The sequence below is a fragment of the Bartonella vaga genome (assembly GCF_037070895.1).
GTDB lineage: Bacteria > Pseudomonadota > Alphaproteobacteria > Rhizobiales > Rhizobiaceae > Bartonella.
In genome coordinates, this window is record NZ_JAYMZK010000001.1 from 430,419 (window position 1) to 442,256 (window position 11,838).

An 11,838-nucleotide genomic window follows, 5' to 3' on the forward strand; every position below is an offset into this window, starting at 1 on the left:
GAGAATAAAAACGTTAAGAGTATAGAGAAAAAAGGCTGTTTTGGTATAAGAAAATTAATAATATGCAGCTGTAATATGTATTTTTACGTTTATCATTTTTTATTATAAAAAAGATGAACTTCGGATATTAAAGGATACGGTCTTTATGGAAAAAAGAATCCGAGCAAGGCAAAAAGCTTATTTTAAAAAAGTGTATCGCAAGATTGCCTTTGTTTGCATATTGTTCTTTTGTGTATTTGCTCTTTGCTTTGGCATTGTAAAAATTGTTCGTTATCTTTCTCCCAAAAAACAAGTGATACAACAAGCTCCTATTGTAGTAGCTATTCCAATGTTTGATCTACGTGTGTATTGCAAAGAAGTTTCTGCTTCAGTTCCGTCTGATATGGAGAGAGAAGTTTATAAGCACTGCGTTAATTTGGAAAGCAACGCCTATTTTGCTATTCGTGAAATGTGGGACTTTCTTTCAGAGAGGGAAAAGAAAAAATGTGTGAAAAGAGTGAGACCAGGAGATGGAAACTACTTTCTCTTACGGGATTGCTTTATCAATGAAAGAGAGGCTAGTAACGGTCAAGTGCGCAATTACTTTTAAACTTTCACGCAGAAATTTAAGAGTATGAGAAGTGTAAAAATGAGCGGACAAAGGCAAGCTGTCAAAGAATATCTCACTATTGTGCGGGTTGCCTCTTTTTAATATTCTGCAAGATATTACAAAGCACTGCAAAGATAAAGAGATAAATGAAGCATTTTTCTCATCTTCATGGCCGTAGAGAGAAGTAAAAAATACAGCCCAAAGCACATCCTTTTAATTTTGGTGCAGGTAGCATCAAGATCTTTAACTTTCTGGGGATGCAGCTTTTTCGTTTTTAACCTGAAAAGCATTTCAAGATAAATCATAAAATTTCTATATTGTTTTTTATAAAGAAGATTGTTTTGATATCTGTTGCTGTGTGCGTTAGGTAGCAAAAGGGCTGTTGTATCTTTTCGAAGTGGGATTCGTGTTTTAGCCCTTTGAATTATTGCTCCATGGAGTTTCGGTAGCTCTCATTACAGTTGATTTGTTGGTGTTAAGCTATTTTGTTGAGAGAAATGCGGGTTGTTTTCTGTGCTCTGCTAAAAAGGGGTTAAAACTCTTACGTTTAAAATAAGAAGGGTTGTTGTGCAAAGGATCAGGCGTTGGGGTGCTGATTTCATCTGCAAAAACATCGAGTGTGGGGTTTTTGTGTTGATTGAGTTGTTTGCAATAAGACCCACATATAGCACAGGTTTCAAATAAAATACTGTCGGGCATATTTTCGATAGTGTGGCTAGAAATATTCTGCGTTGATTTACAAAAGGTACATTGGGTGTTTGGGATATGCCAGAGGGTACCGCAATAAAGGCAAGAACAAACTTTTATACTCTTGTGTGATTTCCAATCGATAATGAGGTTGGCAAAGTGTGTACCGCTACAGGCAGGGCATAGGTTTTTTTGTTGGGGGAAAAAGTTTTGAGCATCAAGCTGTGAAGCGGCAAGAGAATAGATGATTTGTAATGCACCGATGATAAAAATATGTTCTGTTAATTGTTGTGGGGGAAGTATGTGGTTTAACAGATTATGTCCCCACAGGCGCCATTGGTCTTTTTTCTGTCTTGTGCAGCTTAAAGCTTCGTATCTTATTGTCGAGAAAGTTTGGGTTGATAAATGTTTCAAAAAATCTTCAGCAATGCTTTCATATAAGCCCAAAGACAATAATTTTGATCGATCAAAAGGGGGAGCTGAAACAATACAAAAACGACTAAGAGGGGTGGCAAAATTTTTAAATTTTTCTGTCAATTGTTGTTGGGCATTACAAAAATGAGCAAAAAAAAGAAGAGATTCTTTATCTAGGATGCTGTTGGGGTTTGGTGCGCTTTTTGCCAAATATGCAAAACGCTGTGCTCGTTTTGCAAATAAATTTTTCTTATCAGGAAGTATAACCAAAGATGGGGCATGCATGATTTTATTCTTGTTTTGAGATTTTGAATTTTTTTTTCGAGAATCTTGCATTTTTTTTTGGCATGGCATTTTAATGATTTCTTTCTCATAAACCTTTTTTTTATAAATAGATACACAGATTTTATGCTAAGTTGTCATAAATTACAGATTCAATCTACTTATAAATTTTTTGGAATTACAAAGAAATTTATAGCACAAGTTCGCTAGCTTTAGCAAAAAGACTGATTTGTTGATGATCATAGGACTTGAATAATGCTTCATGTTAATCTATGTATAAAAAGCGAGAGGTTTTGTGAAGCGATAGTGGATTGTTGCTCACAAGGGGATTGCTTTAGCGCAGAAGAGAGGATATGTTCATTGAATTGAATGTGTTTGTGTAGTGTTCGTGGGCGTGATTGCTGAGAAATTAAGTGCGCGAGGGGTAGGGGATATCGGCGTTTTGTGATCAGTGGCCTAAAAGCGAAAAAGAGGGCTTCTATTTGTTCTTTAGCAGAGGTTGTTTTTTGCTGGAGATGTTTGTGTATGTTCTCGTTTTTTGTTTTTCCACAAGATGGTTATTTTTTTTAATGAAATATGGTTTATTTAAAGAAAACACTTGGCATTTTATGTAAACATCACTAGGTTTCTGCTGGTTAACAGAGAAATAGGAAACTTTGGGCTTATAGTTTCCAGGCTGTTTTTGTGGTTTTCAAGAAATATATGCTTTTATCAAATATCGATAGGTATCATTTGAGTGAAAAAGACGCGGATAGTCTGATAACCGTATTCTAAACATAATCAGCATTATCGGAGGATAATGCAATGAAGAAAATTCAATTAAGACACACATACTCCAAAAAGGGATAAAAATGAGGCCACAACAAAATAGACGGGTACGCGGTCGCAACAATAATAACAATAATAATAATAATAATCGTCGTGGCCCTAACCCGTTGTCTCGGAATTATGAAAGTAGCGGTCCGGATGTTAAAATTCGCGGAAATGCTCAGCAAATTGCCGACAAATATATAAGTCTTGCGCGTGATGCACAGGGTGCTGGCGATCGCGTTATGTCAGAGAATTATCTACAACATGCTGAACACTATCTGCGGATTATTTTGGCAGCAGTTGGGCAATCGTCCCATTCAGTTCGACGTGATGAAAACAACGAACAAGAATATGCTGAAATAAACGCTGAAAGTGAGAAAAAAGACGCCGTTAATTATGATCCTGATGTATCACAAACACAGCAGCCAAAAAATAGTAATGGTCAATATGCAAAAGCACAAAATGGGCATGCGTGTGAAGGTGCATTAGAAGTTGATACTCTTTTGGAAGAGGTTCATACTCTGTCGAATGAAAAGATAAACGAAGAGCAATCTGCTGTTGAAGAAAGTGTTGAGTCTGTCAAAAAAACACGCCGACCTTCACGTCGGCGTGCTGTACGTTCTCAAGAAGAAGCATCCCTTGATCTTTCACAGACAACGTCTGAAACTGCTAAAAATGGGGATGTATCAACAGAGAAAGTTGTTTCTTTGCCTGTGTTGGGTGAGGAAATACAGAGAAAACCACGTCGGCGTCGAGTGGCAACATCTTCGGCAGAAGAGAATATTTAAATAAGACAGTGTTATTTAAGTGCTTTTAGGGGCTGCTACTGACTTTTTAATGAGGTTGGGAGCTGGTTTTCCTTTTGTTGTTTCAACAGAAAGAACGGCAATAAGTGTGCCGGTGTGGTAATTGTAAACCATAAATTGTGTTGTTCCGTCTGGTGTTAAGATCTTCAACAATATATTGTGTCCGGAGAGGCTTTGCGACAAAATCTGTGTTTTTTCTGGTAAAGAGAGTGTGTAATAGGCAATTTCTGAATTTTGTTTACTGGAGGAAAAGGGGTCTATTTGTTTTGGAGCTGATTTCATTGCTATAGTTTTGTAGACAGCTAGAAATAGTACAACAAGAACAAGGATGAACGTTATTGAGAGAGTGGTAATCATGAAGAGCATGAGCTTTTTTCTCACGCGTTCTACCGCAGGATCTACGGGGGATTCTTCAGGCAGAGCAGTATGCTCTGCTCGATAGTTTTGTGAAGTATGAGGTTGTTTATTGTAATCCATCATGCTGTACTCTTTTTTACTAATTGTTTGCTTAGAGTCTGATGGGTTTATGCTTTTAAGATTTTTTGTGCAAGAGGTTTATGGAAAGAGGATGTTGAAGAGGGGATGATGCAGGTCAAACATCTGCTTCATGGGATTTTGGCATCTCATCATTTATATTTTGGCTTTTAAGCAGAAAATTACCTCTTTTTGTTACGGACCAGATAAGCTTTACGGTTTGTTTATGTAAGTTTGTGTGTATGCTTGTACATTGAGCAAAGATTTGTTGCCCATAAGGTGCAATTTTTTTTGTAGATGGTACCATGGCTTGCTCACATTCTTGAGCTGTTGGATAGATTTTTATCATTGTCCTATTAGAATAGCAGCTATTAAAGTCATCTGTACATGAAACCAATAAAAGGATATAGATGAGGGCATTGTTCATAAAATACTTTCCAAAATGATAGACTGACAATGTGCAATACAGTTTGTCAGACTAGGGGAGGCATAAATAAACTTTTTAAAAGGTTTTTTGTTCCAGAAGACTGAATTTTAAAGACTAAGTTTCCAGAAATTAGTTGTGTAGAAAAATATGGTTATGCTGGGCGGTGGGTATTATGAGAAAAGCTCTTTGGGTGAGTGGTTTACTTTTTTATTTTGTTGTATCTCAACCGCTTGTTTAAAAAAAACTATCAAAATAAGTATCAGGAACACACAAGCGATACACGATCCCTCCTTCTGTCAATTTAAAAGAAGCTGAACCATTTACAGAGATGGGCACAATTTTTTCTAGAACAGCACTGCCAAAACAGGCAGTTATATTGCTGGAAGGAAGTGTTCCTGCTTCAAAATTTTCATTCCAGGTGATGAGGAGTTGTGTTTTTCCATCCATATTTGTGTGGATTTCACAGTGTACACGAATGTTTCCATTTTCCTGTGATAAGGCACCAAAAGAAAGAGAATTGACAATGAGTTCATGAAAAGCCAAACCGATATGTAAAGCTGCATTTGGGAAAAGATGAGGATCCACGCCTTCAATAGAAAAGCGTTCTGTTCCTTTCATTAAATAGCCCAACGCTTGTGAGTAAACCAATTCGCGAAATTGAGCACCACGCCAATCGGAATCTGTGATGAGATCTTGAGAATGGGAAAGAGAATAGAGTCGTCCTTGAAATTTTCGTAAAAAAACCTGTAAAGATTCAGTATAACGTGCTGTTTGGCTGGCAATACTTTGAATAATGGCGAGTAGATTTTTAGAACGGTGACTGACTTCGCGAAGTAATATTTTAAGCACCTGCTCACGTCGGCGTAGTCCAGAAATATTAACACCTGTGGTGATGATACCGATAATGTCTCCATTATCATTGCGGTGGCAGTCAATAGAAAATTTGTACCAAATGGCTTGCTTAGCCATATCCTCAAACCGTGCTTCAATAGTTTGCATTTTGCCGGTGGCTAAAACTTGCAATTTGATTGTTTCCATATTGTCTGCAAGATCAAACGAAAAAAAATCGCTATCACGACACCCCACACACCATTTATTATGCAAATGTTTGGGTAGGTTTTCAGCCCATAAATAGACCAGATTTGTTGTCTGATATAAGACACAAATATCGGCCCCACGAATCGCTTGCATGAGGGCACTAAGATGTGATGTATCCATGGGCGGCTTTGTAATAGGAGTAACGATCATGATTTAGATGTTGCTCGGTTCTAGGCGGCTTTTGAAGCATTCTCTTGAAAAAATAAAGCCTGTGAAATAAGTGCTTTCACCATATCAGGATTAAAGGGTTTTGTGACTAAAAAAGTTGGTTCTGGGCGCTCTCCGGTTAGTAATCGTTCTGGAAAAGCAGTGATAAAGATCACTGGGATACAGTCTTTTTGTAAAATGTCATTAACCGCATCAATACCGGAACTATTATCGGCCAATTGAATATCAGCCAAAAGTAATCGTGGTTTTTCTTTATGGTACATGATGACAGCTTCATCGTGGGTTCGTGCTATCCCCACCACCTGATGGCCTAGGCTTTCTACCATTTGTTCAATATCCAGCGCAATAAGAGGTTCATCTTCAATAATCATAACCTGTGTGGCAATTTGTTGAGAGATATCAGTCGATGCCTGATTGAGTAGTTCGCGGAATTTTTTTGCATCAAGATTCATGATTTCGCTGGCTTCTTGTTCATTAAATCCTTCAACGGCAATCAGCAAAAAGGCCTGGCGTGCACGTGGGGTGAGATATGATAGTTTGGCACTAGCTTTTTGTTCAAGACCAAATTGTGGCAGTGGCTCTGGTATATTAGGTGTTGTTTGGTCAAAAAGGTGGCAAAAAAGCCAATAGGTACCAATGCGGTCACTGGATGCTTTGGGGAAAATAGAAATATCAGCAATGAGTGCTTCCAACATTGCTGAGACGTAAGCATCGCCAGATGATTGGCTGCCTGTAACAGATCGAGCAAAACGTCGAAGATAGGGAAGATGCGGTGCGATACGCGTGGATAATGACATGATTGATAACTCCTTTACCTTTGAAGCATTGAGTTGGTTAATCCTTAAGCAATGAAAAAGTTCCTTTGCCTGTATGGAACTTTTTACATACAACTATATTTACAACCATGAAGAGAAAAACTCTCTCAGTGCTACCAATATTATATGGATTAGGGGGATAAAAAATGAACGACCGTGATGAAAAAAATCTCGCACATCACTTCAATTTTGGCGATGATCTCCTGGGGATAAATAGCGAAATAGCACGGAAACTGCGACAGTTTTACATGGAAATTCAAGAAGAAGCACTTCCTGTGCGTTTGCTGGAACTTCTAGAGAAATTAGAGCGAGCAGAGAAATTTAGCTTAAAAAATGTGGAAAAGGTTTGAATCCTTTATGGCAAAGGTAACGAAGAATTTTAAGCAGGAATTGCTCTTGGTTTTACCAGCTCTCAGGGCTTTTGCTGTTTCTTTAAGTGGAAAGCACGATAAAGCTGAGGACTTAGTTCAAGATACTATTATGAAGGCATGGGCTAAGCAGAACAGTTTTGAAATGGGAACCAATCTTAAAGCTTGGCTTTTTACTATTTTGCGTAATGAATTTTACAGTCAAATGCGCAAAAGAGGAAGGGAAGTTCAAGACACTGACGGAGTGTTTACCCAAAATGTGGCTGTTCATCCTGCTCAATATGGGTCGCTTGATTTGAAAGACTTTAAAAAAGCTTTAGATATGCTCTCTGCTGATCAAAGAGAAGCCATTATTCTTATTGGGGCATCTGGTTTTTCTTATGAAGATGCTGCGGCTATTTGTGGCTGTGCTATTGGAACTATTAAAAGCCGTGTTAGCAGGGCGCGTAATCGCTTACAAGAACTTCTTGGCGTGAATGGTGAATCAGATTATGGCCCCGATTCTTGTTCCGCTGGAAGTATATTGTGTTCATTTAATGGCTAAAAAAGCATAATAATTATGGTTGGTAGCCTTGTTTTTTTTATTCTCGTTATAGCTATTAAAGTAAATAGATCAGTATCTGAGGAAATTCAGAGTCTTTGGTGTGTATCCTTGGGGAAAATAAGCAGAGCCTGCGTGAAAGCATGCATCGGGCTTTTTTGCTATGTTTCATAAGGCAGCCTTCCTTTGTGCTGAAAAATGACGATTTTCAGGTTCGCCGATGGAAATTCTATGACAACAAAGAAGAATTTGCTTCCTCAAATGCCCTCTTCTGATTCAACCATATCAAGTTGGCGTTGGGTGGCAATTGTTGTTTCTCTCATTATGGCTCTTTTGGCATCGGCTTTTATTATGCTGTTATCAAATGCTGTTGATCGGGAAGTTGCGCAGTTGAATACAAGTTCAGAACTGCGCGAACAGGCTGATTTAGTGCTCATTAGTTTGATCGATATGGCTGTCGCTGATCGCAGCTATGCAAAAACCCGCAAGGCGGAAGATAAAGCACGCTTTGAAAATGCAGCGCGTGAGCTTAATGATATTCTCGATTATATAGCACTTATTGTTTATGCGCATCCACAGTGGTATGAATGGTTTACTGCTTTTAAAAAAGAAGTCGAAGCGCGCAGAACTTTTATGAATGCCCACATGCATGATCTTGAGGCGACTCCTGATCGATATCCTCAACTTTCTTCTTCTGTTGAACTCCAAAAGATTCAAGTGGCGCGTTTAGCTCAATTAATGACAAGCTTTATTAATGGCGATGATGTGGTGCGACAAAAACAGCGCGAGGGCATAGCACTTATGCGTGCTGCTTTAACATTGGCGGCAATTGTTTCTGTCGTCAGTACTTTTATCTCTGCTTATTTTGTCATTAACCGCTTTCATAACGATGTGCGCTCCTTAAAAATGTATCAATTGCTGCTTCACAGTGAAAATTTAGCCCTTGAAGCACGTGTGAAAGAACGCACACGAGAATTGGAAAGGGCGCGAAATCACGCTGAGAAAGAGCGTCAACGTGTTGAAATATTATTGCAGGATGCAAGCCATCGTATTGGAAACTCTCTTGGCACGGTTTCTTCTTTGCTTGGTTTGCAATTAAATCGTAGCAAAAATGAAGAAGTGCGTTCTGTTCTTGGTGCTGCACGCGACCGTATTCAGACCATATCTACAGCACATCGTCGTTTGCGTTTGAGTGATGATATGGAAACAACTTTATTGGCAGAGTTTCTCAGTTCTGTAGTTCATGATGTCGAATTGGCGGTACCATTTGAATTGCGCGAAAATATCACCATTCATACGTCTTTTAAAGATTGTCGCTTGTCTTCAAGAGATGCTACAACGCTTGGAATCATTCTTGGTGAATTGCTAACAAATTCTTTAAAACATGCCTTTCCTGATCAGCGTGCAGGCCATATTTATATCTCATTCGGTTCTCAAAAAGATGGACGATTGATGTTAATTGTGGAAGATAATGGTGTTGGCATAAAACAGCGAACTTTAGATCAAAAAGCAGGCCTTGGACGTTTGGTCGTTGAACAGCTTTGTATGCAGTTTGGTGAAAAACCACTTTTTGAAACTTCTGATTTTGGTGGCACAAAGGTTATGATTCCTTTACCGAAACTCAATACATATGGTTCAAAAGATACGTCTACTTGATTTAAAAATATTACAAGCTCTTCTCTTTTTCTACTTTTTGGGGGGGAAGTGATGCAATAGCACATGTTGGTCTATATGAGTTTCTTCGTTGTGTAGTCTTTATCTGCCTGAAACTCAATGCAGCGTTCAATTTAAAAAATTTGATTCCATGCTTCTTCATGTGAGTTTATGGAATAGAAATTTCTAGCAAAACTCCTTACACTTTGGTGCAGTAAACTTCAGAGTAGCAAAGAATCAACGGTAAAATTCGCAGTAAATAACGCATTTTGCCCATTTTAAAAGAACAAGGAAAGAAAGAACCCATCCTTTTTTCTTATTTTTTCAACAATGTTTCTTTGTGACAAAAAATTTCAAAAACAAAACTATTTTAGATTATAAATGCTTTATGTGTCGTTTAAGAAATATCTTCTGATGGCAGATTCGGGCTATTTAACAAAGCATCAATATTGCTTTTTTCCTTTAGGAATGCTTGTAACTCTTGATTAGCTAAAGCTTTACTGTCAGGTATACGGATGCGCATGGGATCAACTTTTACGCTATTGACAATGATTTCAAAATGACAATGGGGACCGGTTGCCATTCCAGTTGATCCAACATATCCAATAATTTGTCCTTGACGTACTTTAGTGCCTGGTTTGATATTTGGTGCATAACGACTTTGGTGTGAATAAGTGCTGATATATCCATTGCTGTGCCGAATTTCTGTATGGTTGCCATAGCCGCCTGTTACGCCTACTTTTATGACAACACCATCTCCTACAGCAATAATGGGCGACCCTTTTGGTGCTGCCCAATCAACCCCCGTATGCATTCGAACATATCCTAAAACAGGATGTTTGCGTATTCCAAAGGGGGAAGTAAAAGTGCCGTTTGGAACGGGTTTGCGGAGCAAAAAGGGTTTAGAACTTTTTCCTTCTGAGTCATAATAGTCGATGCTCCCGTCTTTTGATTGGTAGCGGTAATATTTATATGTTGTATTGCCGAAAGTAGCACTGATATAACGAATTTCAGGATCTGCATTTGTGGGCCCTTTATTTTTTTCTGTATCGTTTTGTTGTGGTACGGCATAAAATATTTCGAGCTGGTCGGCTGGCGTTATCTGGCTTTTCATATCAATGTTGGTTGCAAGCAGATGAATGAGACGCTGAGAGAGAGAGCTTGATATATTATGACTGAGAAGCGCAGTGTAGATAGCATCATAAGCTGTTGGTAATTTTTCTGTATTGACATAAGAATGCGGAATACCATTCCGAAAAGCGGTTTTAAGTGCGTGGGACATTATGGGTTCTGCACTTTCAACAAATTGCCCTTTATCATTCAGAGCAATTGTGAGAACATGATGCATTCCTTGATAAATACTTGCCCGCACCAGATGATCTTCTTCTCCAGTTTGTGTAATGATACCAATGCGTAAAAGGCTTCCTTGTTTAAGCGTATCCGAACGGCTAAATTTCGTTAAAGTGTTTATAACCTGTTTAATTTGCTTTTCTGTATAGTTTGTGTCTTTGAAAGCATCAGCTATCTTTTGTTTTTTACGAATAGGAATAATATCTTCAGCATAGTTTTTAGTGAGATCAACGCGATGGGTTTGAGGGGAAATGGTTACATTTTCTTGAACGATTCGAACTTCAGGGGTCTCAGTAAATTGGGGGGTAGAAGATAAGTTTTCTAATTTTAAAGGGTCGGTGAAAGTGAGGATTGAAAGGAGCTCACTGCTTTTTTCCAAAGAAAATCCAGCTTTTTTTAATTCTTGTTGTGCTTCATCCTCTGTGAGGGTATCTGCGTCATCAAAATTTATTTGATCAATAATAAAATTATGGTTGCGTAAGATGATTTTTGTTTCCACCTTCGCTCCATAAATGTGTCCAGAATCTTGTAGTTGGGTGGTTTCATTTTCCGAATTATTGGCAAGAATGCTTAAAGCATCAAATTTAGGATAGCTATATTTGTGTGGGCGTTCCTCGATTAACGCCATTCGAATCCATTCAAAATGTTGTGTTTGAATGACCTTTTTATCGCCCTTTTTTTGTAGAATTGATAAGTCAAATTGGCGCTTACTGTCAAAACTTTGTCGCGCATGCGTGGGAAAAATACGATCACCTTTATATCCGTTGGTATTGGAGGCTTGTGTTTCTGAGAGGTTTTCCAGGGTAAACCATTGTGGAGGTGTTACCAACCGTTGTTGTTCATCAAGGGCTGCAAAAAGTGCAATGCCCATAAGAATGCATGAAGTTATCCCCGTAAGAACCGTTCCTGTAAGCCAACGGACAGAAACTTGGCGGCGGGCAGGCAGTAAGCGTCTGACTAAAAGAGCAGGAGTTTGCCCGGGGTCGTTTTTCTGCTGTTCGTTATCCCACATAGATTTTCAGAGCACTTTCTCCAATATTGTAAAGACAAAAAACTAACATAAGTTAGCGTATTTCTACAAGAATTTGATTCTTAAAACCACAGATAACGCCAATCCTTTTTGTATAGCAATGGCTTTTCTTGGTTATCTTTGAAAGAAGAAAGATAGAAGAGTAATAATTAAAGAATATCAATACTGCAAGACGGGGTTGTTCCTGTCAATGAATTAAGTATGAGCTTTTTATAAAATAATAATGCTATGTTATCATAGATGGTGTAATTTTTTAAGATAGGACTTTACACATTTTTGAATGTATTTTATATAGATACAACCTATGAATGTATATTTATTTTTAA

Annotated in this window: 11 protein-coding genes; 5 read left to right on the plus strand and 6 right to left on the minus strand. The window is 38.2% G+C overall.

Annotated features, from left to right (window positions below):
* Positions 1-145: 145 nt before the first annotated feature.
* The gene (locus tag WCP76_RS01860; protein WP_336293989.1) at positions 146-589 is read left to right on the plus strand and encodes a hypothetical protein; all 444 of its coding nucleotides are present in this window, start codon (positions 146-148) and stop codon (positions 587-589) included.
* Positions 590-1,069: 480 nt separating this feature from the next.
* On the opposite strand, the gene WCP76_RS01865 is transcribed toward WCP76_RS01860, so the two are convergent.
* The gene (locus tag WCP76_RS01865) at positions 1,070-1,975 is read right to left on the minus strand and encodes a formate dehydrogenase accessory protein FdhE (protein ID WP_336293990.1); all 906 of its coding nucleotides are present in this window, start codon (positions 1,973-1,975) and stop codon (positions 1,070-1,072) included.
* Between the two features lie 848 nt (positions 1,976-2,823).
* Here WCP76_RS01865 and WCP76_RS01870 point away from each other — a divergent pair.
* Positions 2,824-3,570 (plus strand): DUF4167 domain-containing protein, encoded by a 747-nt coding sequence (locus WCP76_RS01870; protein WP_336293991.1) that lies wholly within the window; start codon positions 2,824-2,826, stop codon positions 3,568-3,570.
* A 15-nt stretch (positions 3,571-3,585) separates the two neighbouring features.
* Here WCP76_RS01870 and WCP76_RS01875 read toward each other — a convergent pair whose 3' ends face one another.
* From WCP76_RS01875 to WCP76_RS01890, 4 genes are all read right to left on the minus strand, one after another.
* Positions 3,586-4,068: a hypothetical protein gene (locus WCP76_RS01875; protein WP_336293992.1), complete on the minus strand. Its 483-nt coding sequence runs from the start codon at positions 4,066-4,068 to the stop codon at positions 3,586-3,588.
* Between the two features lie 112 nt (positions 4,069-4,180).
* Positions 4,181-4,489 (minus strand): hypothetical protein, encoded by a 309-nt coding sequence (locus WCP76_RS01880; RefSeq protein ID WP_336293993.1) that lies wholly within the window; start codon positions 4,487-4,489, stop codon positions 4,181-4,183.
* A gap of 234 nt (positions 4,490-4,723) precedes the next feature.
* On the minus strand, positions 4,724-5,737 hold the full coding sequence (locus WCP76_RS01885) for a sensor histidine kinase (protein ID WP_336293994.1): 1,014 nt from the start codon (positions 5,735-5,737) through the stop codon (positions 4,724-4,726).
* A 20-nt stretch (positions 5,738-5,757) separates the two neighbouring features.
* The gene (locus tag WCP76_RS01890; protein WP_336293995.1) at positions 5,758-6,552 is read right to left on the minus strand and encodes a response regulator; all 795 of its coding nucleotides are present in this window, start codon (positions 6,550-6,552) and stop codon (positions 5,758-5,760) included.
* 164 nt (positions 6,553-6,716) lie between these two features.
* Between WCP76_RS01890 and WCP76_RS01895 the strand changes: the two genes are divergently transcribed.
* The 3 genes from WCP76_RS01895 (at position 6,717) to WCP76_RS01905 (ending at position 9,135) form a co-directional block, all read left to right on the plus strand.
* Positions 6,717-6,920 (plus strand): NepR family anti-sigma factor, encoded by a 204-nt coding sequence (locus tag WCP76_RS01895; RefSeq protein ID WP_336293996.1) that lies wholly within the window; start codon positions 6,717-6,719, stop codon positions 6,918-6,920.
* 7 nt (positions 6,921-6,927) lie between these two features.
* Complete coding sequence (locus WCP76_RS01900) at positions 6,928-7,482, plus strand: RNA polymerase sigma factor (RefSeq protein ID WP_336293997.1); 555 nt, start codon at positions 6,928-6,930, stop codon at positions 7,480-7,482.
* Positions 7,483-7,710: 228 nt separating this feature from the next.
* Positions 7,711-9,135, plus strand: coding sequence for a sensor histidine kinase (locus tag WCP76_RS01905; RefSeq protein WP_336293998.1), 1,425 nt, complete (start codon positions 7,711-7,713; stop codon positions 9,133-9,135).
* A 394-nt stretch (positions 9,136-9,529) separates the two neighbouring features.
* On the opposite strand, the gene WCP76_RS01910 is transcribed toward WCP76_RS01905, so the two are convergent.
* Positions 9,530-11,494 carry a M23 family metallopeptidase gene (locus WCP76_RS01910; RefSeq protein WP_336293999.1) on the minus strand — a complete coding sequence of 655 codons (1,965 nt, stop codon included), beginning with the start codon at positions 11,492-11,494 and terminating at the stop codon, positions 9,530-9,532.
* Positions 11,495-11,838 lie beyond the last annotated feature (344 nt).

What these genes read in the sequence shown, in the direction of transcription:
- WCP76_RS01905 (WP_336293998.1), top strand. Translation starts at nt 7,711, where the DNA reads ATGACAACAAAGAAGAATTTGCTTCCTCAAATGCCCTCTTCTGATTCA.
- WCP76_RS01865 (WP_336293990.1), bottom strand. Translation starts at nt 1,975, where the DNA reads ATGCATGCCCCATCTTTGGTTATACTTCCTGATAAGAAAAATTTATTT.
- WCP76_RS01875 (WP_336293992.1), bottom strand. Translation starts at nt 4,068, where the DNA reads ATGATGGATTACAATAAACAACCTCATACTTCACAAAACTATCGAGCA.
- WCP76_RS01910 (WP_336293999.1), bottom strand. Translation starts at nt 11,494, where the DNA reads ATGTGGGATAACGAACAGCAGAAAAACGACCCCGGGCAAACTCCTGCT.
- WCP76_RS01895 (WP_336293996.1), top strand. Translation starts at nt 6,717, where the DNA reads ATGAACGACCGTGATGAAAAAAATCTCGCACATCACTTCAATTTTGGC.
- WCP76_RS01870 (WP_336293991.1), top strand. Translation starts at nt 2,824, where the DNA reads ATGAGGCCACAACAAAATAGACGGGTACGCGGTCGCAACAATAATAAC.
- WCP76_RS01890 (WP_336293995.1), bottom strand. Translation starts at nt 6,552, where the DNA reads ATGTCATTATCCACGCGTATCGCACCGCATCTTCCCTATCTTCGACGT.
- WCP76_RS01885 (WP_336293994.1), bottom strand. Translation starts at nt 5,737, where the DNA reads ATGATCGTTACTCCTATTACAAAGCCGCCCATGGATACATCACATCTT.
- WCP76_RS01900 (WP_336293997.1), top strand. Translation starts at nt 6,928, where the DNA reads ATGGCAAAGGTAACGAAGAATTTTAAGCAGGAATTGCTCTTGGTTTTA.
- WCP76_RS01880 (WP_336293993.1), bottom strand. Translation starts at nt 4,489, where the DNA reads ATGAACAATGCCCTCATCTATATCCTTTTATTGGTTTCATGTACAGAT.
- WCP76_RS01860 (WP_336293989.1), top strand. Translation starts at nt 146, where the DNA reads ATGGAAAAAAGAATCCGAGCAAGGCAAAAAGCTTATTTTAAAAAAGTG.